23 protein-coding genes are annotated in these 20160 nt (G+C 63.0%); 8 read left to right on the forward strand and 15 right to left on the reverse strand.

The genetic code is table 11. The annotated features are described in order from the left end of the window. Nucleotides 1–194 precede the first annotated feature (194 nt). The gene (locus VM94_RS06995) at nt 195–2732 is read left to right on the forward strand and encodes a TonB-dependent receptor (protein ID WP_046682814.1); all 2538 of its coding nucleotides are present in this window, start codon (nt 195–197) and stop codon (nt 2730–2732) included. Between the two features lie 11 nt (nt 2733–2743). Then, the gene (locus VM94_RS07000) at nt 2744–4609 is read left to right on the forward strand and encodes a phytase (RefSeq protein ID WP_052755657.1); all 1866 of its coding nucleotides are present in this window, start codon (nt 2744–2746) and stop codon (nt 4607–4609) included. A 60-nt stretch (nt 4610–4669) separates the two neighbouring features. Here VM94_RS07000 and VM94_RS07005 read toward each other — a convergent pair whose 3' ends face one another. Both VM94_RS07005 and VM94_RS07010 read right to left on the reverse strand, forming a co-directional pair. Continuing rightward, nucleotides 4670–5086, reverse strand: a complete 417-nt coding sequence (locus VM94_RS07005; protein ID WP_046682815.1) for a hypothetical protein — start codon at nt 5084–5086, stop codon at nt 4670–4672. 82 nt (nt 5087–5168) lie between these two features. Continuing rightward, nucleotides 5169–5654, reverse strand: coding sequence for a hypothetical protein (locus VM94_RS07010; protein WP_046682816.1), 486 nt, complete (start codon nt 5652–5654; stop codon nt 5169–5171). Between the two features lie 213 nt (nt 5655–5867). On the opposite strand from VM94_RS07010, the gene VM94_RS07015 reads away from it, so the two are divergent. Next, on the forward strand, nt 5868–6746 hold the full coding sequence (locus VM94_RS07015) for an EamA family transporter (RefSeq protein WP_046682817.1): 879 nt from the start codon (nt 5868–5870) through the stop codon (nt 6744–6746). A 129-nt stretch (nt 6747–6875) separates the two neighbouring features. Continuing rightward, nucleotides 6876–7283: a c-type cytochrome gene (locus VM94_RS07020; protein ID WP_082127602.1), complete on the forward strand. Its 408-nt coding sequence runs from the start codon at nt 6876–6878 to the stop codon at nt 7281–7283. Nucleotides 7284–7370: 87 nt separating this feature from the next. On the opposite strand, the gene VM94_RS07025 is transcribed toward VM94_RS07020, so the two are convergent. From VM94_RS07025 to VM94_RS07040, 4 genes are all read right to left on the reverse strand, one after another. Further along, nucleotides 7371–7721: a hypothetical protein gene (locus tag VM94_RS07025; RefSeq protein ID WP_046682818.1), complete on the reverse strand. Its 351-nt coding sequence runs from the start codon at nt 7719–7721 to the stop codon at nt 7371–7373. A gap of 12 nt (nt 7722–7733) precedes the next feature. Beyond that, complete coding sequence (locus tag VM94_RS07030; RefSeq protein ID WP_051991725.1) at nt 7734–7997, reverse strand: DUF378 domain-containing protein; 264 nt, start codon at nt 7995–7997, stop codon at nt 7734–7736. Nucleotides 7998–8173: 176 nt separating this feature from the next. Continuing rightward, complete coding sequence (locus tag VM94_RS07035; RefSeq protein ID WP_046682819.1) at nt 8174–8704, reverse strand: GNAT family N-acetyltransferase; 531 nt, start codon at nt 8702–8704, stop codon at nt 8174–8176. A gap of 7 nt (nt 8705–8711) precedes the next feature. After that, the gene (locus tag VM94_RS07040) at nt 8712–9284 is read right to left on the reverse strand and encodes a helix-turn-helix domain-containing protein (RefSeq protein WP_046682820.1); all 573 of its coding nucleotides are present in this window, start codon (nt 9282–9284) and stop codon (nt 8712–8714) included. A gap of 116 nt (nt 9285–9400) precedes the next feature. Here VM94_RS07040 and VM94_RS07045 point away from each other — a divergent pair, with 116 nt between their 5' ends. Beyond that, nucleotides 9401–10489, forward strand: coding sequence for a flavodoxin family protein (locus tag VM94_RS07045; RefSeq protein ID WP_046682821.1), 1089 nt, complete (start codon nt 9401–9403; stop codon nt 10487–10489). Nucleotides 10490–10501: 12 nt separating this feature from the next. Here the strand turns inward: VM94_RS07045 and VM94_RS07050 are convergent, their stop codons facing one another. Further along, entirely contained in the window at nt 10502–11404 is a 903-nt protein-coding gene (locus VM94_RS07050; RefSeq protein WP_046682822.1) for a LysR family transcriptional regulator, read from the reverse strand. Nucleotides 11405–11511: 107 nt separating this feature from the next. Between VM94_RS07050 and VM94_RS07055 the strand changes: the two genes are divergently transcribed. Together VM94_RS07055 and VM94_RS07060 are read left to right on the forward strand one after the other, a co-directional pair. Beyond that, nucleotides 11512–12588, forward strand: coding sequence for a YeiH family protein (locus tag VM94_RS07055; RefSeq protein ID WP_046682823.1), 1077 nt, complete (start codon nt 11512–11514; stop codon nt 12586–12588). Nucleotides 12589–12694: 106 nt separating this feature from the next. Further along, entirely contained in the window at nt 12695–13336 is a 642-nt protein-coding gene (locus tag VM94_RS07060; protein ID WP_034755914.1) for a LysE family translocator, read from the forward strand. Here the strand turns inward: VM94_RS07060 and VM94_RS07065 are convergent, their stop codons facing one another. Beyond that, nucleotides 13337–14098: an alpha/beta fold hydrolase gene (locus VM94_RS07065; protein ID WP_046682824.1), complete on the reverse strand. Its 762-nt coding sequence runs from the start codon at nt 14096–14098 to the stop codon at nt 13337–13339. A gap of 86 nt (nt 14099–14184) precedes the next feature. Between VM94_RS07065 and VM94_RS07070 the strand changes: the two genes are divergently transcribed. After that, a complete protein-coding gene (locus VM94_RS07070) occupies nt 14185–14943 on the forward strand; it encodes an AraC family transcriptional regulator (RefSeq protein ID WP_046682825.1) in 759 nt (252 codons plus the stop codon). On the opposite strand, the gene VM94_RS07075 is transcribed toward VM94_RS07070, so the two are convergent. The 7 genes from VM94_RS07075 to VM94_RS07105 all read right to left on the reverse strand — a co-directional run bounded on the left by VM94_RS07075 (nt 14940) and on the right by VM94_RS07105 (nt 20156). Then, entirely contained in the window at nt 14940–15581 is a 642-nt protein-coding gene (locus VM94_RS07075) for a CatA-like O-acetyltransferase (RefSeq protein WP_046683087.1), read from the reverse strand. The genes VM94_RS07070 and VM94_RS07075 overlap by 4 nt on opposite strands. 37 nt (nt 15582–15618) lie before the next feature. Then, the gene (locus VM94_RS07080) at nt 15619–16167 is read right to left on the reverse strand and encodes a DUF6714 family protein (RefSeq protein WP_046682826.1); all 549 of its coding nucleotides are present in this window, start codon (nt 16165–16167) and stop codon (nt 15619–15621) included. 61 nt (nt 16168–16228) lie between these two features. Continuing rightward, on the reverse strand, nt 16229–17449 hold the full coding sequence (locus VM94_RS07085) for an MFS transporter (RefSeq protein ID WP_046682827.1): 1221 nt from the start codon (nt 17447–17449) through the stop codon (nt 16229–16231). 167 nt (nt 17450–17616) lie between these two features. Next, a complete protein-coding gene (locus VM94_RS07090) occupies nt 17617–17889 on the reverse strand; it encodes a pentapeptide MXKDX repeat protein (RefSeq protein WP_046682828.1) in 273 nt (90 codons plus the stop codon). A gap of 83 nt (nt 17890–17972) precedes the next feature. After that, nucleotides 17973–18704, reverse strand: coding sequence for a molybdopterin-dependent oxidoreductase (locus VM94_RS07095; protein ID WP_409929627.1), 732 nt, complete (start codon nt 18702–18704; stop codon nt 17973–17975). Nucleotides 18705–18753: 49 nt separating this feature from the next. Beyond that, nucleotides 18754–19350, reverse strand: a complete 597-nt coding sequence (locus tag VM94_RS07100) for a cytochrome b/b6 domain-containing protein (RefSeq protein WP_046682830.1) — start codon at nt 19348–19350, stop codon at nt 18754–18756. Next, the gene (locus VM94_RS07105; protein ID WP_235432866.1) at nt 19350–20156 is read right to left on the reverse strand and encodes a DUF1223 domain-containing protein; all 807 of its coding nucleotides are present in this window, start codon (nt 20154–20156) and stop codon (nt 19350–19352) included. Before VM94_RS07105 ends, VM94_RS07100 begins: the two co-directional genes overlap by 1 nt. Nucleotides 20157–20160 lie beyond the last annotated feature (4 nt).

A 20160-nucleotide genomic window follows, 5' to 3' on the forward strand; every position in this document is an offset into this window, starting at 1 on the left:
CCTCCCATGCAAATCCGGCTAGCCATTGCCCATGCGCCCTGCCGTGGCAGGTCATTTCAGCTCACCAGGGTTCATTTCCGGCCGGAAAGCGTTCACGGGCCGTTGTTTTCAGGGTGGCAAGCCCTTGCCTGTCACGCAACCGTCATATTTGCTGCCTAGAATCCGCCCGGTTCCTTCCCCTAACCGAGCTCTTCATGAAAACCATGCACACTTCGTTCCCCTCCCCGCTGCGCCTGACGGCCCTGGCCCTCGGCATCATGGCCGGCTTCAGCGGTCAAAGCCATGCGCAAGCGCAAGATGCGGACGGCCAGCCGGCCGCCACCGTGGTCGTCAGCGGTCAGCGCGCCAGCCTGCGCAACGCCATTGCCGCGCAAGAGAAAGCCGACAACATCATCAGCGTCATCAGCAGCGACGATATCGGCGGCTTGCCCGACAAAAACGCGGCCGAGGCGCTGGCCCGCTTGCCGGGCGTGTCCGTGCAGCGCGACCAGGGCGAAGGCCGCTACATCACGGTGCGCGGCCTGGGTCCGGACTTGAACGCCGTCACCATCAACGGCGCGCTCGTGCCGTCGCCGGAAGCAGGCCGCCGCGCCGTGGCGCTCGACATCCTGCCTGCCGGCCTGATCCGCACGCTGGAAGTCTCGAAGACCTTGTTGCCGGAAATGGACGCCAACTCGCTGGGCGCCACGGTCGAAGTCAAATCGCTGTCCGCCTTCGACTTGCCGGGCAAGCTGCTGTCGGCCAACGTGGGCGCCAGCTACGATGAAAAGACGGGCAAGACCAGCCCCAGCGGCGGCGCCCTGTGGGCCCAGCGCTTCCTCGACGGCAAGCTGGGCGTGGCAGCGGGCCTGAGCGCGGAAAAGCGCTCGTTCGGCTCGGACGACGTGGAAACGGGCGGCGCCTGGAGCAAGGGTAAATTGTCGGGACTGGAATTGCGCGACTACTTGCCCGTGCGCAAGCGCGGCGCCCTGGCCGTCAACCTCGATTACCGTCCCGAAGCGGGCAACAGCTGGTTCTTGCGCTCGTTCGTCAGCGAGTTTTCCGACAATGAAGTGCGCGACCGCCTGACCATCAGCAATATCGCAGGCGGCAGCCTGGCCGAAGACCAGACGGCCAGCGCGCGCGCCGAGCGCCGCATTCGCCAGCGCAAGTACACGCAGCAAGTGCGCTCGCTCGTGCTGGGCACGCAGCAGAAATCGGGCGACTGGACCCTGGACGTGAAAGGCGGCCTGAGCCGCGCCACGGAAGACACGCCGGAATCCCTGAACGATGGCCGTTTCCGCGGCACCAGCAATTTCGCCGGCATCAGCTTTACGGATACGCAGGAGCCGAAACTGAGCGGCCCCGCTTCGCTGTACGATCCGGCCAGCTACGCGCTCAACGCCATCACCCTGCAAAAGCGCTACTCGAAGGACAATGAACACCATGCGCGCATCGACCTGGCGCGCAAGTTCGACATCGCCACCCTGAAATTCGGCGCCAAAGTCAGCCGCCGCGAAAAGAGCAATGACACGGATCAATGGGCGTATAACAGCAACAAGGCCACCAGCGGCAATTACTGGGGCGCCGGCTCCACGTCGATGAGCAATTTCGTGCAAGGCCATAACCTCGACTACGACCTGGGCAACATTGGCGTGGCGCTGGACCCGGCCCTGATACGCGCCCGCGTGGCGGGACTCGACCGCGCCAAGGCGCGCCTGGCCACGGAATCGATCATCAACGATTACCGCATGCATGAAGACATCAACGCCATGTATGTGCAAAACAGCTATGACTTCGACGCCTGGCACATCCTGGGCGGCGTGCGCGCCGAACGTACCAGCTTCGAGGCGGCCGGCTCGCAAGTGGACAGCGCCGGCGTCGCCACGGCATTGACGCGCGAACGTTCGTACACCAACTGGCTGCCGAACCTGCAAATCCGTTATGACGTCGATCAAAAGACCAGTGTGCGGGCCGCGTGGACGCAAGCCGTCGTGCGCGCCAACTTCAGCCAGCTGGCGCCAGGCATCAGCCTGGCCAGCAATACGGAAGCCGTGATCGGCAACCCGGACTTGAAACCGCTGAAGGCGAACAACCTGGACCTCGGCATCGAGCGGGTCTTGGGCAACGACGGCGTGATGTCGGCGTACGGCTTCTACAAGGACATCAAGAATTTCACGTACACGACCAACCTGGCCGGCACGGGTCAATGGACGGGCTACACGACGGCAACGTCGTATGCGAACGGCGACGCGGCCAAAGTCAAAGGCATCGAACTGGCCTACATGCAGCCGCTGCGCATGCTGCCGGCGCCATTCAATAAATTCCTCGTCGGCGTGAACGGCACCCTGAGCACCTCGAGCGCGCAAATCGGCCGTTTCGACAAAGCCAGCAACAAGCAGATGAACCGCGACATCCGCCTGCCGGGCCAGTCAAACCAGGTGATGAACTTGATGCTGGGCTATGAAACGGGACCGGTCAGCGCCCGCCTGGCCCTCAACTACAAGTCGCCGTATCTGCTGGAAATGGGCGGCGATATCCTCGACCCAAGCCAGGACCATATCGTCGCCAGCCAGAAGCAGCTCGATTTCTCGCTGTCCTACCAGATCAACAAGCAGTTCCAGGTACTGTTCGAAGCTGCCAACCTGAACAACGAGAAATACTATGTCTATCAAGGCACGAAGCAATACAACGTGCAGAACGAACAATACGGCCGCACTTTCAAAGTGAGCCTGAAAGCCAGCGCCTTCTGATGATGATTTCAATGAACATAAAAAAAACCGTACTTTGCAGCGCCTTGCTGGCTGCCTTTTGCCTCGCGGGCACGGCGCAAGCCGCGCCTGTCCAGGCTGTCCCTTCCTTCACGCAGGAAGCGGAAGAACTGGCGCGCCTGCCCGGCGGCGGCTGGCTGCTTCTCGACAAGCATGGCTTGCGCCTGTTCGACGCCAGCGGCCAGGAACGGGACCGTATCACCGTGCGCGCCAAGCAGCTCGACACGCGCATCGATGGCGGCAAGGTCTTGGCCGTTTTCCTGGAAGCGGACACGCAGCGTCCGCTGCCCGTGTCCGTCGACGTGCAGGCCGGCAAGCTCAATCGCCTTACGCCATTTCCCGTCCCCACGTTTTCCGTGGAAGCGTCCTGCCTCTACCGCGACGCCCAGCAGCTCGATCATCTGTTCTTGATCGGCAAGGATGGGCAGGCGGAACAGTGGGTGATGCAGGGTGAACAGCGCAGCCTGGTACGCAAACTCGCCTTGCCGCCCCATGCAAAACATTGCAGAGTCGACGATGGCGCCCAGCGCCTGCTGGTGAGCGAGTCAAACATGGGCGTGTGGGCGTATGAGGCCGATTCGGAAGGCATGGGCAAGCGCGAAGTAGTGGCCCTGCGCAAGCCGTATGGCCAGCTGGACGGCGGCGCCGGTGCGCTGGCCGTGCTGCCTGGCGGCGTGGCCGTGCTCGACGGCAAGGCGGAAAAGCTGCACCTGCTCGCCCATCAGGCGGGCAAGTGGACGGCCCAGCCGCCGCAAGCCGTGGCCTTGAACGTGCGCAAGGGCGACAGCCAGCTGGCGCTCGATGGACATTCCTTGATGCTGCGCGGCAAGAAAGGTTGGCAAGCGCGGCCATTGAAGTGGAATGGCAAGGCGGAAACATCGCCAGCGGTGGCCATCATCGCCCCGCAAGCCCAGACGGAACCGATGGCGCGCCAGGGCGACGCGGCCGACGACCCGGCCATCTGGCTGTCCAGCAACCCTGCCGACGCGCGCATCCTGGGCACCAACAAAAAGCAGGGACTGCTCGTCTACGACCTGCAGGGCAAGCAGACCCAGTTGCTGGAAGTGGGCCGCCTGAACAACGTCGACGTGCGGCAAAACATCAGCCTTGGTAGCGGCAAGGTCGACTTGGCCGTCGCCACCCAGCGCGACGACAACAGCATGATGCTGTTCACCATCAATGCCGATGGCGTCGTGGTGGAAGCGGGCCGTTTCCCGACGGGCCTGAAAAGCATCTACGGCATGTGCTTGTACCAGCCAGCCAGCGGCGGCGTGGAAGCGTTCATCAACGATAAAGATGGCACCTTCCAGCAATACAGCATCGGCTTGAGCGGCAACAAGTTCAGTGCCACCCTCTTGCGCAGCTTCAAGGTCGCCACGCAACCGGAAGGCTGCGTGGCGGACGACGCCAACGCCAGATTGTTCCTCGGCGAGGAAACGCGCGGCATCTGGACCACCTCGGCCGATGCCGCCAAGCCCGATGCCCTCGCCATGGTCTTGCCCGTGGGCGCACAGTTGACGGCCGACGTGGAAGGCATGGCCATCTACCGCAAACCGGGCGGCAAGGCTGATTCTGGCTACCTGGTCGTCTCCAGCCAGGGCGACAACAGCTACGTGGTGCTCGACGCGCAAGCGCCGTACAAGGTGCGCGGGCGCTTCAAGGTCGGCTTCAACTTGGCGGCCGGCATTGACGGCACCTCGGAAACGGATGGCCTGGACGTCACGGCCGCCAACCTGGGCGGCGCGTATGCGCAAGGCATGCTGGTGATACAGGACGGCTACAAGCGCCTGCCAGATGGGCCGCAGAACTTCAAGTATGTGGCGTGGGGGGATGTGGCGAAGGCCTTGAAGCTGGAGTAATGAGCATGGGGCGGCCAGTCAAGGCTGCCCCGTGTCCGATAGCGATATTAAAAATTGCCGCTATCTTGTAAGCGGCATATCGATGGCAAAAGGCAGGCTTTTGCCAAAAAAGTCCACCTTGCCTGTGACGGCCAGGCGTTGCGCCGACAATTCCACCAGGCGCAGATCCGCGACATCACGGTATTCCATCATGTAGAGCGCGGATTCACACTGCGGATTGTCGGCATCGATGGCAAGCATCTGCACGGGCGCGGCATCCGGTCCCGCAACGAGCAAGCCCTGCAAAGAGAAGGACGGCGGATACAGCGCCCACGACCAGGGCGCATCGTCGTCTTCCGTCAGCCGCATGAACACATCGTCGTCGGCTTCGACCTTGATATTGATTTCCCGCATCCCATCGGCGCGTGCCTCCAGGCTGACCCGGGATTTCGCGACATCCACTTCGAAATTGGTGTCGCCGATACTGAATACATGCATTACGCTGTTACTCCTGACTGACGCATGAATCTGCTGCCCGACAGACCGCTGGCGTCAGCCAGCAGACCTGCGCGGGCACGCCTCAATCGCCCTGCTGTTGCCAAACCGCCTTGCCACCCTTGATATAGATCAAGGCACTGGCAGAGCCCTCTTTCGCCACCACGATCCCGTCCGTTTTCAGCTTGAGCGACTTTTCATGATAACTGTGCTGGAGCGAGCCCTTGTCTTCCACTTGCCAGATTTCCAGCCAGGCAAAATCATCACCGCCGTTGGACAAGGCATGTCCCGCACCGACGATCAGAGGCGCCGTCTTCTGTCTGAACAGGAAGACGATACCCTCTTTTTTGCTGTCCTTGTTTTTGACGAGCACAGCAAGGTCGCCCTTGCCGTCGCCATCGAAGTCGCCGCGCAAGACGAAGGGATTGAGGCGGGCGCTGACTTCAATGCCTTCGCGTTTGGCCAGGCTATCGAGCTGTTGCGTCGCCCAGGCCGGCAATTGCGCCTGCGACGGCAAGGCTTGCGCACCAGCCATGCCGGTGGCGAACACCAAAGCGACTGTCACTGCCATGCTTCTGCAATTCATGGGACGGCTCCATCGAGACGAAGAATCGGGTGGCACCCGGCGGTTCCGGGTGTGCAGGCAGAATAGCATTATCAGAAAATACTTGCACTGCCTCAACTGTATCCGCTTCGCATTCGATGCCCGTGCAGACGGATAAGTTACCGTCGCTTGCTGATCTGCCAGCGACTGGCGGCCTGTGGCGTATTAAAATACCGTCCCATGACCTCCCCCGCCTCGACCTCTTCCCTCCCCGACAGCATCTTGCTCCCTTCCCTGGCCGTATTGGGAGGGCAGATTTCCGTCAACCTGGGGGCGGCGATTGCGAAGAATCTGTTTCCCGTCATTGGCGTGGAAGGCATTACGGCGTACCGGGTGGGGTTTTCAGCGCTCATCCTGCTGGCCATCTTCCGGCCGTGGCGCTACCGCCTCACGCGCAAGGATGTGCTGAACTTGCTGGTCTACGGTTCCGTGCTGGGATTGATGAACTTGCTGATTTACCGGGCGTTTGCACTGATACCGATCGGCATTGCGGTCGCCATCGAAGTAACGGGGCCGCTGGCCGTGGCCATGCTGTCGTCGCGCCGGCCGCGCGATTTGCTGGCCGTGGCGTGCGCCGTGTTCGGCTTGTATTTGCTGCTGCCGCTGCAAGGCAGTCCGGGCAGCCTGGATCCTGTCGGCGTGGCGTACGCGCTGGGGGCGGCGCTGTGCTGGGCGCTGTACATCATCTTCGGCAAGCGCGCCTCGACCCTGCAGGGCGGCCAAGCCGTGGCCTGGGGCATGACGGTGGCGGCCATGGTAACGGTGCCCATCGGCGTCGCGTATTCGGGCGCGGCGCTGCTGGCGCCATCGATTGCCTTGATGGGCCTGGCCATCGCCATGCTGTCCAGCGCCCTGCCATACTCGCTGGAAATCTTTGCCCTGCGCCGCTTGCCGCAAGGCGTGTTCGGCATGTTCAGCAGCGCGGCACCGGCCGTCAGCGCGCTGGCCGCCATGGTGGTGCTGAAAGAAATGCTGAGCCTGACCCAGTGGCTGGCCATCGCCTGCATCGTGTTCGCGTCGGCCATGGCGGCGCTGGGCGCACAGGGCGGCAAGCGCTAGCGGTATTCAGTGCATTCTGCAGCGACTCCTGCACAACTGCCTGGCATCGCTGCCCAACTGGCGGGCAGGTTTTGATGCCCGCCTGTAAAATGCGTCATCGCTTGCCATATCATGCATTCTGCCTCACCGATGACATCCACACTTCTTTTTCGCCTGCTCTCCCCTTTCGCTACCGCAGCCGTGCTGCTGGCGCCAGCCGCCGTCGCGCAGGCTGCCGCTCCGGCCGCCCTCAAGGGCAATGCCGAAGCGGGCAAGGCAGCGTTTCGCAAGTGCGCTTCCTGCCATCAGGTGGGGCCATCGGCGCGCGGCGGCTTCGGCCCCAAGCTGACGGGCGTAATCGGCCGCAAAGCCGGCGCCACCACCGACTACAAGTATTCGGCGGCCATGAAAAACGCGAATATCGTCTGGAGCGAGCAAAACCTGGCCAGCTTCCTGAAAGCACCGAGCGATTTCATTCCTGGAAACAACATGCGTTTCTGGGGCATCGGCAATGCGCAGCAGGTGGCCGATTTGCTGGCTTACCTGCGCACGCAGTAAACGCGCCCTAGGTTGCGCATGCCATCCGCGCAGACAACACGCCGCTACCGATGTGCACTCGCACCGCATCCAGTCCATGACGCCAGATCAAGCCTCCAGCGCTTGCAGCACGCCCTTGCGCTTCTTGTGCGCTGCTTCATAGGCACGCAGCCGCTTGCGCTGGGCGGCGGACAGGCCATCGAGCTTGTCGCGGATCTGCGCCACCGTCAATTGCTGGTAGCCTTCGATAGGCAAGTCCGGCGGTGACGCATCCGAAGCAGCGCCGCCGGCTTTTTTCCGCCCCTGAGCTTCCTTCGTTTCACCCGATTGCGCCCTTTGCTTGTTCACGATGCGCGCCGCGACTTCCTCCTCGCGGCCCGGATAGCGTCCTTCCTGCTTGAAATCCCGCTCCAGCTTCTTGAATTCGCGTTCACGCTTGGGGCTTGCACCAACAGGCATGTGTCCTCCCGTCTAGGGTTTGGCCGGCAACTTGCGCAGGCACAAATAAATGGAATACAGCGCCGCCAGCCCCACCAGTACATACACGCCGCGCGAAGCGGCCGTCATGGCGCCGAGGATGCTGGCCACGATATCGATATCGAACAAGCCCACCAGCGCCCAGTTCAAGCCGCCCACGATCAACAGGATCATGGAGATCCAGTCGACCACGTTCAAGCGCTTTGCCGACATTTCCTGTTTTGCCGCACCATCCGATCCTGCCTGGATATTCGCCATATCAGCCTCCTGTAAGAAAGAACCCGCCGCCGGGTCTATCAAGGAACAGTGTAGGCGCGGCGCCGGCATGCGCCAGTCGGACGATGCCGGGCATTGAAGTAGGAAGACTCTGTAATCAAGCGGGTGATTTTATCTGGCAACACGCCAGGCGGCTGCGCGCATCGGGTAACTGCAGCTCATTGCCGCAGCTGCTTGTACATGATGGTGGTGGCGTCCAGGCAGTCGCCGTCCGGCGCCAGCGCATAGGCGGGGATGCTGCCCGCCACCACGTAGCCGAGCGACAAATACAACGGTTCCGCATGGTCGCCGCTGCGCGTGTCCAGGGTCAGCAGGCTGCGTGGCAAGAGGCGCGCCTGTGCTTCCAGCGCCTGCATCAGCTGGCGGGCGATGCCGTGCCGGCGGAAAGCGGGCGCGACCAGCAGCTTGCGCACTTCGGCCCGGTGCGCCTGGTTGGGATTGGTGTCCCAGTCCAGCTGCACGGCGCCGGCCACGCAGCCATCGACTTCGGCCACCAGCAGCAGGCGCACCCCGCGCGTGACGGCCGGCAAGACGTTATCCATCCAGAACGCCTGGCTGGCCGCCGTGTCGAAGGGCAAGATAAAGCCGATGCTGGCGCCGTCGTGCACGCAGTCTTGCAGCAAGGCGCCCAGTTCCGGCAAGCGTTCACGAATATCGGTGGCTGAAAAATGGCGTAGCAATGCGGGCATGGCGACCTCAGACAAGAAAGAGAAAATAGCGGGCGCCGCTGTCTGGCGGCGTCACGAACGCGCTGGCGCCATGTAGCTGATAGCGCAGGCAGTCGCCGGCCAGCAAATCGTGCGCGCGGCCGTCGACGGTCACGTTCAGCTTGCCTTCCTGCAGCAACAGATGGTGTTCCATGCCGGGCCGGGGCGAGGCGGCATAACTGATCGTCACGTCCGCATCGAGTTCGCATTCGAGCGCTTCGCCGGCCAGTGCGCGTGACGGGGGCGAGACGGAGCGGCGCCGGAAACCCGTGTCCGGGTCCGTCCACACGCTTTGCTGTGCCCGCCGCAACAGCGGCGGGAAATCGTCTTCCACCATGCGCAGCAGGCGCGACATGGCCAGGCCATACGCGGCGCACAGCTTGCCCAGCACGCTAGTCGTCGGGCTGACTTCGCCATTTTCCAGGCGTGACAGGGTGGCGCGGCTGACCTGGCTGGCACTGGCCAGCTGGTCCAGCGACCAGCCCTGCTCCACGCGCAACTGTTTCAAACGCGCCGCCAGCCGCTGTTCCGTCTCGTTAGCAGTCACTATTGTATTTTCCATATATGGGAATTTATCCCACAAAAGAGAATTTTGCAAGCACTTGCTGCACAGTTGTTCAGCGCACAGACCAGCAAGCCCTCCCCAGGCACGATACGCCATCACTTCAAGGAAAAGCCATGGCCTCCACTCCCGCCACTCCCAAGCCGCGCCTGGGCCAGGCGCCCGCACCGCTGGGCAGGGTCGAATTCCATTTGCAGTTCATTCGCTCGTATGCCGATCCCACATTCGACGCCGTGCGCGGCGCCCTGGTGCAGGTGGAGGAAGTAGCGTGGAAGAATTACCAGGATGGCCGCAAGGCGCCCGTGACACAGAAGGCTGGGCCCGGTTTTCTGGACCCCGACTACGACTTGTCCGTGGAGTGGAAAGCCACGCGCGACCGTCTGCTGGCCGCCGAAGCGCGCCAGAAAGACCCCGCCACGGCGTCGCGCGTGCTGCTGATCTGCGGTGCGGCGCGCAATGACGGTTCTTGCCCTGGCGAAATGTCGAAAACGTGGCGCATGACGCAATGGGCCAAGGAAGTGCTGCAGGCCGACAATATCGAAACGGACGTGCTGGACCTGAGCCTGCTGACCTCCTCGTATGATTTGCACATTCATCCGTGCAAGGGCTGTGTCTCGACGGCCATGCCCCTGTGCCACTGGCCATGCAGTTGCTACCCGAACCATGGCGAACGGCAGACGAATGACTGGATGGCGGAGATTTACGAGCGCTGGACGGCCGCGCACGCCGTCATCCTCCTCACGCCCGTGTACTGGCACCAGACGCCCAGCGTACTCAAGCTGATGATAGACCGGCTCGTCTGCGCCGATGGAGGCAATCCCGATCCCACGTCCACGCACGGCAAGAAAGCCGCGGAAGCAAAGGCGCTCGAACTGCAAGGCTGGAATTACCCGAAACACCTGGCCGGGCGCGCCTATGGCCTCGTCGTGCATGGCGACGTGGCCGGCATCGAAGGCGTGCGGCGGGGCCTGTCCGACTGGCTGGACTGGATGGGCCTGGTTGACGCAGGCGCCAAGGCGCGGCTGGACCGCTACATCGGCTATTACGACAGTTACGCGCAAAGCCACGATGCCCTCGACCATGACGCTAATCTGCAGGAAGAAGTGCGCAACGTGGCGCGCGCCGTGGCCGTCGCCGTCCAACGGCTGCGCGCAGGCACGCTGACGCCACCGGATGCGGAACTCCAGCCTCCCCGGCCAAAATGAAACCCGGCACTACTACCCCGCCATACGCGAGGCGTGGCGACACAGCTCCAGGAAACCGGCCAGGCGCGGCGAGAGTATCTTCTTGGACTGGCGGATCAGATAAAAGTTGCGCTCCAGCGGTGGCAGCATGGTCTCCAGTTCCACCAGTTGTCCGCTGGCCAGCAGATCGGCCACGACGACGCGCGACAGGCAGGCGATGCCCAGCCCCGCCGCCGCGCCATATTTGATGGCTTCCGAATTGCTGAATTCGCCTGCGGCGCGCAGGTAGTGCAGATACGGCACCAGCGCCTGCTCGACGGCTTCGCGCGTGCCCGAGCCCGCTTCACGCAGCAGCCAGCCCGCCTGGTTCAGTTCCGTAAAGCTGAGCAGATGGCGCAGCTGCGCCAGCGGATGCGTGGGCGCGGCCACGATCAGCATCTGGTCCGTCAGCCACGGTTCCACCAGCAAGCCCGCTTCGTGGCACGGCCCTTCGATCAGGCCGATATCGACACGGAACTCCGCCACGGCGGCCGCGATGTCGGCCGTGTTGGCAATCGTCACCTGCGGAATGCTGCGCCCGTATTGCTGCGTCGCTTGCGCGAGGATCTGCGGCAACAGATAGATGCCGATGGTGGTGCTGGCGCCGATCTGCAGGCTGACGGGCACGGACGGGTCGGCGCCCGCGAACTGGCGTTCGATGCTGGCGGCCCCGTCGCGCATCTGCCGCGCTTGCGGCAACAGCAGGCGGCCATTGTCGTTGAGCAGCAATCGCTTGCCCACACGGTCGAACAGTTGCGCGCCCAGCAAGGTTTCCAACTCGTTCAGGGACGCGCTGGTGGCCGATTGCGACAGTGCAATCAATTCACCGGCCGCGCTGGTGCTGCCCGTGTCCGCCACGGCGAGGAAAATCTGCAACTGCCGCAAGGTCAACGCCATCCAATTTACCTATTTTTTAGGTTAAACATACAAAAACAATCCGTTTTACCATTTAATCAGCGAACTGTACAGTCATGCCATACGAACCAAGAACCATGGAGTACGGCATGTCATCCCTCTCAACAACGAACACAACAAGTTTCAGCGACCGCTATGGCCGCCTTCTGCCGGGCCTGCTGCTGAGCGGCCTGATCGCCTGGGGCGCCATTCAGTTGGGCAAGCAGGAATGGATGCAAAGCCACGGCATGAGCGCCCTGACCCTGGCCATCATGCTGGGCATCATGCTGGGCAACAGCGTGTATGGCCGCCTGGCGCCCACTTGCGGCGCGGGCGTGGCCTTTTCCAAACAGACTTTATTGCGACTTGGCATCATCCTGTACGGCTTCCGTTTGACCTTCCAGGATATCGGCCAGGTCGGCCTGGCCGGCATCGCCATCGACGCGCTGGTGCTGGCGTCCACGTTTGGCCTGGCCATGTTCCTCGGTACCAAGGTCTTCAAGCTGGAACGCAACAGCGCCATCTTGATCGGCGCGGGCAGTTCGATCTGCGGCGCGGCGGCCGTGATGGCGACGGAACCCGTCGTCAAGGGACGCAGCGAGGATGTGACCGTTGCCGTCTCCACCGTTGTTGTGTTCGGCACCATCGCCATCTTTTTGTACCCATTGCTGTACCAGCTGAATCAAGGCTGGCATGTGCTGGGCGCCACGCCTGCCGCCTTTGGCGTGTATATCGGCTCGACCGTGCATGAAGTAGCGCAAGTGGTGGCAGCCGGGAAGTCGATCGGACAGGAAGCGGCGAATGCGGCCGTGATCGCCAAGATGGTGCGCGTGATGATGCTGGCGCCGTTTCTCGTCATCCTGTCGGCCGTGCTGGCGCGCGGCAAAGTCAAGGCCGGTGGCAAGGAAAAGGCGACCAAGCTGGCCATCCCCTGGTTTGCCTTCATCTTTATTGCCGTGGTGGCATTCAATTCGCTGGGCCTGCTGCCAGCGGGCGCCGTGGCCACCATCACCGATCTCGACACGGCCTTGCTGGCCATGGCCATGGCGGCCCTGGGCTTGACGACGCACATGTCGGCCATCCGCCGCGCCGGCATCAAGCCCCTGCTGCTGGCAGGCATTCTCTTCTGCTGGCTGATCGCCGGTGGCGCCGCCATCAACCATGTCGTCGCAAGCCTGTTTGCCTGACCACGAGCCTGATTCAAGCCGGGGCCACTGACGCGAGAGCCGAAAACTTCGTACAATACAAGTGTTTTGACTCTCAAACCGGCTTCGGCCCCATCCAGGAACATCCATGCACCTCTCGAACTGGCTGCTTTTCTGCAGCGTCGCTCTGCTCGTCACGTTTTCTCCCGGCCCGGCCGTCTTGCTGGCCATCTCGAATGCCATCGCCGTCGGCCCGCGCCGCGCGATGATCAGCAGCATGGGCAATGGTTTTGGCCTGTTCATCATTTCCGGCGTGGCCATGGCCGGCATGGGCGTCGTGCTGGCCACCTCGGCCACGGCCTTCATGCTGCTGAAACTGGCTGGCGCCCTGTACCTTGTGTACCTGGGCATCAAGCAATGGCGCAGCAAGACCAGTGTCGTGGCCGATGCGCCCGTGGTAGCCGGCGCGGCGAATCCGAATTCGTTCTGGAAATTGTTCCGCCAGGGCTTGACGGTGGCGCTGACCAATCCGAAAGCCATCCTGTTCTTCTCGGCACTGTTCCCGCAATTCATCACGCCAGGCGAACCCGTGGCCATCCAGTTCACCGTGCTGACGACCTCGTTTGTCGCCTGCGCCATGCTGGCCCACTTGTTCTACGCCAACCTGGCGCGCCTGCTGAAAACCCAGTTGGCCACGCCGGGCCGCGCCAAGTTGTTCAACCGCATCACGGGCGGCGCCTTCGTCTTGCTGGGCCTGAGCCTGCTGCGCCTGCGCAGCAAGGCAGCGTAACTACTGTAGTAAAAACGCCTCGATGCTGGCCGCCAGGGCCAGCGGCGTTTCATTCATCGGATAGTGTCCCGCATTGCCCAGCACCTCCAGCCTGGCTTGCGGGTACCACGCCAGATAGGTGCGGCGCATCAGGGGCGCATCAAAACGCGGGTCGTGCTCCCCCACCAGCGCCAGCAAGGGCAGTGCCACGCGCGCCGCCTTGATTTCCTCACTGAAATCCGTCCCGCTCCACGCGAGGAAATAAGCCGCAAACGCGGCCGGATCCGCACTTTCCCACGAATATTGCGCCTTCCAGTCCAGCCAGGCGGCTGGCAAGCGTTCGCCCGTGCTGCGGTTGATGATGGCGCGCCGCGCATCGACGTGCCCGCTGGCGTCGAGGAACAGCTGCCGCGCCGCCCCATCGAACGCCACGCCGCAGCTGGGCACGGGCGCCACGGCCACGAGTTTGCGCAGGCGCAAGGGCGCCAGCAAGGCCAGCCGTTCCAGCGCCATGCCGCCCATCGAGTGTCCCACCACGCTGAAGGTGGCCAAGCCCAGCGCATCGGCCAAGGCCAGCGCATCGCGGGCCACCTCTTCCATTGAGTATTCTCCTGCCGCGCCACGCATGCCGCCATAGCCGCGATTGTCCATGAAGACATAGCTGAAAGCGCCGCCATCGAGGGCCGCTTCCATCGGCGCGAACGCGTGCGCGTCGCCAAACCAGCCGTGCAGAACGATGACGGCGTGGGGACCGTGGCCCACGCGATGACAGGTATTGTGCATGTTCACTCCTGAAAAAGAGCGTGATGGTAAGCGGCCGGCAAGCGGCCCGCTTTCACTAGCAGGTCAAATACTGTAGAGTATGGGCCATGGATGATTTTTATACGGAAGTGCCGCGCCCTTTGATCGCCACGGCGCGCGACTATGTGGCAGGCGCAATGTTTCCCAGCCACAGCCATGCGCGCGGGCAATTTGCGTATGCGGCGCGCGGCGTCATCAGCGTGCACACGCCGCAAGGCAACTGGCTGGTGCCGCCGCAACGCGCCTGCTGGGTACCGGCCCAGCTCGTCCACTGCATGCGCATGCATGGCGCCGTGACCATGCACAATGTCTTTATCGACGCGCCCGCCATCGCCGGGGCCGGCTTGCCGCCCCACTGCCAAGTGCTGGACGCCCAGCCGCTGATGCGCCAGTTGCTGGCCGAGGCCGTGACTGTCGACGCCTTGTATGCGGAACAATCGCGGGCCGGACGATTGATGGCCTTGCTGCTCGATGAGATTGCCGCCGCCCGGCCCCTGCCCCTGAGCGCGCCCCTGCCGCAGGAACCGCGGCTGGCGCGGCTATGCATGGAGATGCTCCAGCGACCGAGCGTGGACAGCAACCTCGATGCCATGGCGGCGCAGGCCGGCATGAGCCGGCGTACCTTTACGCGGCAGTTTCGCGCCCAGACGGGGCTGGGCTTTGCCCAATGGCGCCAGCAAGCATGCCTGCTGGCGGCCATCACGCGTCTGGCCGAGGGGCAAGCCGTCACCCGCGTGGCGCTCGACCTCGGCTATGCCAGCCCCAGCGCCTTCACGGCCGCCTTCCGCCGCGTGCTGGGCCAGGCGCCCAGCGACTATTTAACCTAGGAAATGATGGCGGCGATGCGCTGCGCCAGCGCCTGCACCAGTTTCTGCACATGGTAGCCGTCGACAAAGCCATGGTGGGCTTGCGCGGAAAACGGCACCCGCATGCGGCCATCGTCCTGCGCGGGACCGAACTTGCCCCAAGTAAAGGTCGGGATATCGGCGGCGCCGTGGCGGTAGACAGGATGCTCGATGGCCGCCAGTTCCAGCCAAGGCAGGCAGGTGATGAAGATATTGTTGCGCTGCTCGCGCTCGGTCTCTCCCTCGCCCGTGTTGATCAGCGCGCAGCTCGCTTCGGCCAGGCGTTTCGCTTCCAGGCTGCGCGCGATGAATACATCAAGCTGGTCCGTCATCGTGAAACGCGTGTAGTTGAGATTCTCGTCGCCGTTGATGACGGTGTAGGAAGCGGGAAAATCGTCGATCTTGATCACTTCGCCCTGGTAGATGCGGTACATGAAGTTATCGATTTCCCTGACCGTATTGAGCAGGCAAAACAGGAAAAAGTGGAATACGGGGATTTTCCGTTCCTTGCACCAGGGACGGAAATCCGGCACGTCGAGCTGGAAGTTGATGTTGACGAGGGGATTGTCAAACGCGCGGAACAAGTCGTAGCGGTCGCGCCGCTTTTCAAAATTTTTCATGCGGCGAGTGTAGACGATGGCAGTGCTGGCGGGCAAGTCATGCCGTATCGGCTTGCCAGTAATTTGCCAGGGCGTCCAGGGCATACTGTCCGGACAGGCTCTCATCCACCTGTGCGACAAACGTCAGGAATAGCACGACGGTCTGTCTTTGCGCCGCATTGAAGCCGGCGTATTTCGCGATAGCATGCGTGCGCAAATCCCGGTTCCGTTCAAACGGAGAAAGCGCATGCACCGTCATTCCAAGCACATCTGTTTCCCAGCTTGTCCGATGCTGATATGCCACGGCGTAACGCATGTATGCCGGCAAGTAATACAGAAATTCCTCAGCCTCCATATGGGCGAGCAAACCTTCGCACTCCTCGATTTCAGCATCGGGAATCTCTTGCCAGATCGAATCGACTCGATCCTTGCCACTTGCAGCCCATTCCCTCTCGCTGATGTCCTCCGACATACCGTATTTATCCGTCAAGAGAAATTGGCGCAAAGATGTTTCCGCGCGCTGCGTACCAGCGAACTCGCGTTCAATGCAGGCGATCAGGCTGGCCGCGTCCGCCGTGGCCGTCGATAAATTATCTGAACAATTCATTCAAAATCCTTGGATATCCCCAAAATGGCCCGGGCCACCTCCGCCACGCCCTCTTGTGGTGTCATGTGGCGCCGCCGTGCGCCAAGCCCCGCTGCACTTTCCACGCCAATGGCAAAGTCAGCAGTAATACGGCCGCCAGCGCCAGCAAGGCCGTGGGAACGCTCGTATGGTCGCCCAGCGCGCCGAACAGCACGGGCGACAGCGCCCCGCCGCCGATGCTGCCCGTGTAGAACAGGGCAAATGCGTGTTCACGCTTGCCGGGCTCGGCCAACTCCGGCACGGCGCCATACAGCACGGACGAGGTACCGTTCAGCGCCAGCCCCAGCAGGGGCAGCATGGCCATGACGCCGGCCAGCGGCAGCCACAGGGCCAGCACGATCAGCAGCGAGGTCATCGATTCCGTCAGCCATACGGTTTTCATCATGCCGATGCGCGCGCCCAGATAGCCGCACAGCAGCTTGCCGAAGGCGCCGCCCACGAACAGCAAGGACAAAGCCACGCCGATGCCGGCCGTGCCCGCCCCCTTGCTTTTCAGCAGGAATGGCAGGAAAGTGAGAAAACCCATGCGCACGGCGCTGTCCAGGGTGCCCGTCGCCAGCAGCGCACGAAAGCTGCCTTTCGAGCCGCTGCCGGCGATGGTCTTGCCCGCCTTCTTTGCGCCGGCTTGCAGCTCACCCGGTTTCGGCAGCAGCCACCACAGCAAGCCAGCCGCTGCCAGGCCCAGCAAGCCCAGCAGCGAGACGCTCGCTTGCCAGCTGCACACGAGCAACAACAAGCCCACCAGCGCGGGAATCAGGGTCTTGCCGATATCGCCGGCAAAGTTGTAGTGCGACAGCGCCTCCTTCACGCCGCCGCCCGCCTCGTACGTGTCGGTGACGATGGACGAGGCCAGCGGATGCTGGGTGCTGGCGCCCAGGCCGCCCAGCAGCAAGGCAAACAGCAGCACAGCCAGGCCGCCCGCCTGCCCCGCGACCAGGTAGGCGACGCCGGCCAGCGCCGTGCCGCCCACCAGCAGGCGCTCGCGTCCCCAGCGCCTGGCCATGCGGCTGGCCAGCAGCTGGAAACCGGCCATCATGCCCGAGTACGAGCCCCGCAGCAGGCCCACCATGGCATAGCTGATGGCAAACTGCGCCTGCCAGATGGGCAGGAGCACATAGATCACGTCCGTCAAGCCGTCATGCACGGCATGTGCACTGCAGGCGGCGAACAGCGAGCGGCGGCGTATCGGTTTGTCGGAGGGAGGTACTTCGGGGGACAGCGCGGCAAGCGATGGTTCGTTCATGATTCTGCAAGCGGGGAAAACGCGAGACAGCCAGCTTACACCAATTGGCAACTTCGCATCTTGAAGCGTAGCAAGAATAATGTTATTGCAAGATTGGTCTAACGCAAACGCAGGGGGAGCGCAAACCAGGCCCGGCGCCGTCACGTTGACGGCGCCGGGCTTCCACCTTACTTCGCCATCGCATCCTTGGCCATGCCATCTTTCTTCATTTCATCCTTTTTCATGCCGTCTTTCGCCATGCCATCCTTGGCCATGTGATCTTTTTTCATGTGCTTCTTGGCCATCGGCTTCTTCATGCCGTCCTTGCCCATCGCATCCTTGTGCATGGCGTCGGCCGAAGCGTCCTTGGCCATCGGATCTTTTTTCATGGCGTCCTGGGCGAAAGCGGCGCCCGACATGAGGATGGCGGAAGCGATGATGGCGGTGATGGTGGTTTTCATGATATGTCCTTGTCTCAGTGTGGGATGGGCAAGATTGCCCGGTGGTAAAGCTGTTGCTGTGCTACAGGTGTTACTAAAAGTGATCAAGAGCCGCCGAACCAGTTGTATCCCTGATTCTCCCAATACCCTCCCGGGTAGGTATTCGTCACGAAAATGGCCTGGATGTGTTTTGGATTCTTGTAGCCCAGCTTGGTCGGCATGCGCAGTTTCATCGGGTAGCCATATTTCGGCGGCAATTCCTGGCCGTCGTAGGTCAGGGCCATGATGGTTTGCGGATGCAGGGCCGTAGCCATGTCGATGCTCGTGAAGTAATCGTCGGCGCACTTGAAGCCGATGTATTTCGCCGTTGTATCGGCGCCCACCCGCCTGAGGAAATGGGAGAACGGCACGCCGCCCCACTTGCCGATGGCGCTCCAGCCTTCCACGCAGATGTGGCGCGTCACCTGCGTTTCCTGCGGCAAGGCGCGCAGCTGCGGCAGGGTCCAGGGCTTCTTGTCGGCGATCAAGCCGATCAATTCCAGGCGCCAGGCGTCGCCGTCGACCTCTTCCACTTCATCCTCGCCGTAATACGCGTTGAACGGAAACGGCCGCGTGATCATGGAATCGGGATAGGTCGGCGCGAGCTTGCTCGGGTCAAACAGCCAGCCTTGCACCTTGTCATTGAAGCGCGACACCGCCGTCAGGGCCGTTTCGATGCCGGCCGGATCGCTGGCATTGCAGCCCGTCAGCAGGGACAGGCCGCCCAGGGTCAAGCTGCGCTGCAGGAACAGTCGCCGCGACGGCTGCTTGATCTGGCGCAAGGCGTCGGCCAGCATGGCCTGGCCCTCTTCTTGCACGATGATGGATTTTTTCATGACCGTCTCCTTAGCGGCCGCGCAGCATGGCGACCAGGGTGCGCGGCACCAGCGCCACCATCAGCAGGTGCACGCCGACAAAACCCGTCAGCAGCGCCATGGCAATGAAATGCACGCGGCGCGCACTCTCGTAGCCGCCCATCAGCTCGCGCAGCAGGGGGAATTGCACGGATTTCCACAGCACCAGGCCGGACAGCACCAGCACGATGCAGTCCAGCATGACGAACAGGTAGGCGGCGCGCTGCACCATGTTGTAGTGGCGCGGGTCCGCATGGGCCAGCTTGCCCTTCAGCGCGGCCGCAAAATCGGCCAGCAGCAGTCGTGGCGACAGGGGGAAGAACTGGCGCCGCAGCCGTCCCGAGACGATGTTAATCACCAGATACAGCAAGCCATTGGCCACCAGCAGCCACATGGCGGCAAAATGCCACTGCAGGGCGCCGCCCAGCCAGCCGCCAAGGGTCAGGGCGCGCGGCAGTTCGAACGGGAAAAACGGCGCCGCGTTATAGATGCGCCAGCCGCTGGTGGCCAGCACCACGACGGCCACGGCATTGAGCCAGTGCGTGATGCGCAGCCAGGCGGGGTGGATCACGTTTGCTTGCCCGTTCATCACATCGCTCCCTTCGCGCAGGATGCCGTGCTGACGGCTTGCAGGATGGCGCTGCTGTCGCTGCGCTGCACGAAGGCCACCACTTGCAGCTGTTCCGGACGCCAGCTGGCGGGCAGCTTGACTTCGCGGCGCAGCTGGGCGCGGCCTTGCGCCAGCGCAACCGGTCCCAGCCACAGGCGCACGGCCGCATCGTGCCGCAAGGTGGCGCCGCGGTTTTCGCCGCGCAGTACTTTCGAGACGATGGCGCTTTCGCTGATGGCCACATATAGCTGGCCGCCCGTCCGCGCGTCCGGCGCGCTGGCATCAGCTTCCAGCAGCAGCTTGCTACCCGGCCCCGGCGTGGCGGACAGGTCAATCTTGACGGGCGCGGCGGTCGCGTTGATGCGGCGGATGGCAGCCGGCAGCTGCGTATCCCAGCTGCGCAATTCCGTGCCGCCCACAAAAAACTGGGGCGTATAGGCCACGTGGCGCGGCTGGTGGCGCAACAGCTCGGCCTGGCGCGCATCGAATTGCGCCTGCGCCAGCGGGTCCGTCCAGCCGATCTGGTCCCAGTAGGTGACGTGCAAGGCCAGCGGCACGATCAGGCTGGCCGCTCCCGCTTCCTTGCGCAAGGCGCTCAGGCGCTGGTCGGCGGGCGGACAGCTGGAGCAGCCTTCGCTGCTGTAGAGCTCCACCAGCGCCGCCGTCTGCGGCCCGCTTTGCACGGCGCAGCGCTGGCCAGCCGCCATTTGCGCCATGGCAGGGGCTGCCACAGCCGCGCTCAGGACGGGTAAAAGCAGTGTTGCAAGGCGGTGCTTGATGTCCATGGTC

The sequence above is a fragment of the Janthinobacterium sp. KBS0711 genome (assembly GCF_000988085.1).
Lineage (GTDB): Bacteria > Pseudomonadota > Gammaproteobacteria > Burkholderiales > Burkholderiaceae_D > Janthinobacterium > Janthinobacterium lividum_E.

Excerpts from the sequence above, each read along its gene's own strand:
- VM94_RS07075 (WP_046683087.1), bottom strand. The coding sequence starts at position 15,581 with ATGAAAAATTTTGAAAAGCGGCGCGACCGCTACGACTTGTTCCGCGCG.
- VM94_RS07080 (WP_046682826.1), bottom strand. The coding sequence starts at position 16,167 with ATGAATTGTTCAGATAATTTATCGACGGCCACGGCGGACGCGGCCAGC.
- VM94_RS07060 (WP_034755914.1), top strand. The coding sequence starts at position 12,695 with ATGCACCTCTCGAACTGGCTGCTTTTCTGCAGCGTCGCTCTGCTCGTC.
- VM94_RS07030 (WP_051991725.1), bottom strand. The coding sequence starts at position 7,997 with ATGGCGAATATCCAGGCAGGATCGGATGGTGCGGCAAAACAGGAAATG.
- VM94_RS07100 (WP_046682830.1), bottom strand. The coding sequence starts at position 19,350 with ATGAACGGGCAAGCAAACGTGATCCACCCCGCCTGGCTGCGCATCACG.
- VM94_RS07010 (WP_046682816.1), bottom strand. The coding sequence starts at position 5,654 with ATGGCAGTGACAGTCGCTTTGGTGTTCGCCACCGGCATGGCTGGTGCG.
- VM94_RS07090 (WP_046682828.1), bottom strand. The coding sequence starts at position 17,889 with ATGAAAACCACCATCACCGCCATCATCGCTTCCGCCATCCTCATGTCG.
- VM94_RS07070 (WP_046682825.1), top strand. The coding sequence starts at position 14,185 with ATGGATGATTTTTATACGGAAGTGCCGCGCCCTTTGATCGCCACGGCG.
- VM94_RS07050 (WP_046682822.1), bottom strand. The coding sequence starts at position 11,404 with ATGGCGTTGACCTTGCGGCAGTTGCAGATTTTCCTCGCCGTGGCGGAC.
- VM94_RS07105 (WP_235432866.1), bottom strand. The coding sequence starts at position 20,156 with ATGGACATCAAGCACCGCCTTGCAACACTGCTTTTACCCGTCCTGAGC.
- VM94_RS07015 (WP_046682817.1), top strand. The coding sequence starts at position 5,868 with ATGACCTCCCCCGCCTCGACCTCTTCCCTCCCCGACAGCATCTTGCTC.
- VM94_RS07025 (WP_046682818.1), bottom strand. The coding sequence starts at position 7,721 with ATGCCTGTTGGTGCAAGCCCCAAGCGTGAACGCGAATTCAAGAAGCTG.
- VM94_RS07000 (WP_052755657.1), top strand. The coding sequence starts at position 2,744 with ATGAACATAAAAAAAACCGTACTTTGCAGCGCCTTGCTGGCTGCCTTT.
- VM94_RS07055 (WP_046682823.1), top strand. The coding sequence starts at position 11,512 with ATGTCATCCCTCTCAACAACGAACACAACAAGTTTCAGCGACCGCTAT.
- VM94_RS07085 (WP_046682827.1), bottom strand. The coding sequence starts at position 17,449 with ATGAACGAACCATCGCTTGCCGCGCTGTCCCCCGAAGTACCTCCCTCC.
- VM94_RS07045 (WP_046682821.1), top strand. The coding sequence starts at position 9,401 with ATGGCCTCCACTCCCGCCACTCCCAAGCCGCGCCTGGGCCAGGCGCCC.
- VM94_RS07035 (WP_046682819.1), bottom strand. The coding sequence starts at position 8,704 with ATGCCCGCATTGCTACGCCATTTTTCAGCCACCGATATTCGTGAACGC.
- VM94_RS07020 (WP_082127602.1), top strand. The coding sequence starts at position 6,876 with ATGACATCCACACTTCTTTTTCGCCTGCTCTCCCCTTTCGCTACCGCA.
- VM94_RS07065 (WP_046682824.1), bottom strand. The coding sequence starts at position 14,098 with ATGCACAATACCTGTCATCGCGTGGGCCACGGTCCCCACGCCGTCATC.
- VM94_RS07005 (WP_046682815.1), bottom strand. The coding sequence starts at position 5,086 with ATGCATGTATTCAGTATCGGCGACACCAATTTCGAAGTGGATGTCGCG.
- VM94_RS07095 (WP_409929627.1), bottom strand. The coding sequence starts at position 18,704 with ATGCTGGCCGACGCCTTGCGCCAGATCAAGCAGCCGTCGCGGCGACTG.
- VM94_RS06995 (WP_046682814.1), top strand. The coding sequence starts at position 195 with ATGAAAACCATGCACACTTCGTTCCCCTCCCCGCTGCGCCTGACGGCC.
- VM94_RS07040 (WP_046682820.1), bottom strand. The coding sequence starts at position 9,284 with ATGGAAAATACAATAGTGACTGCTAACGAGACGGAACAGCGGCTGGCG.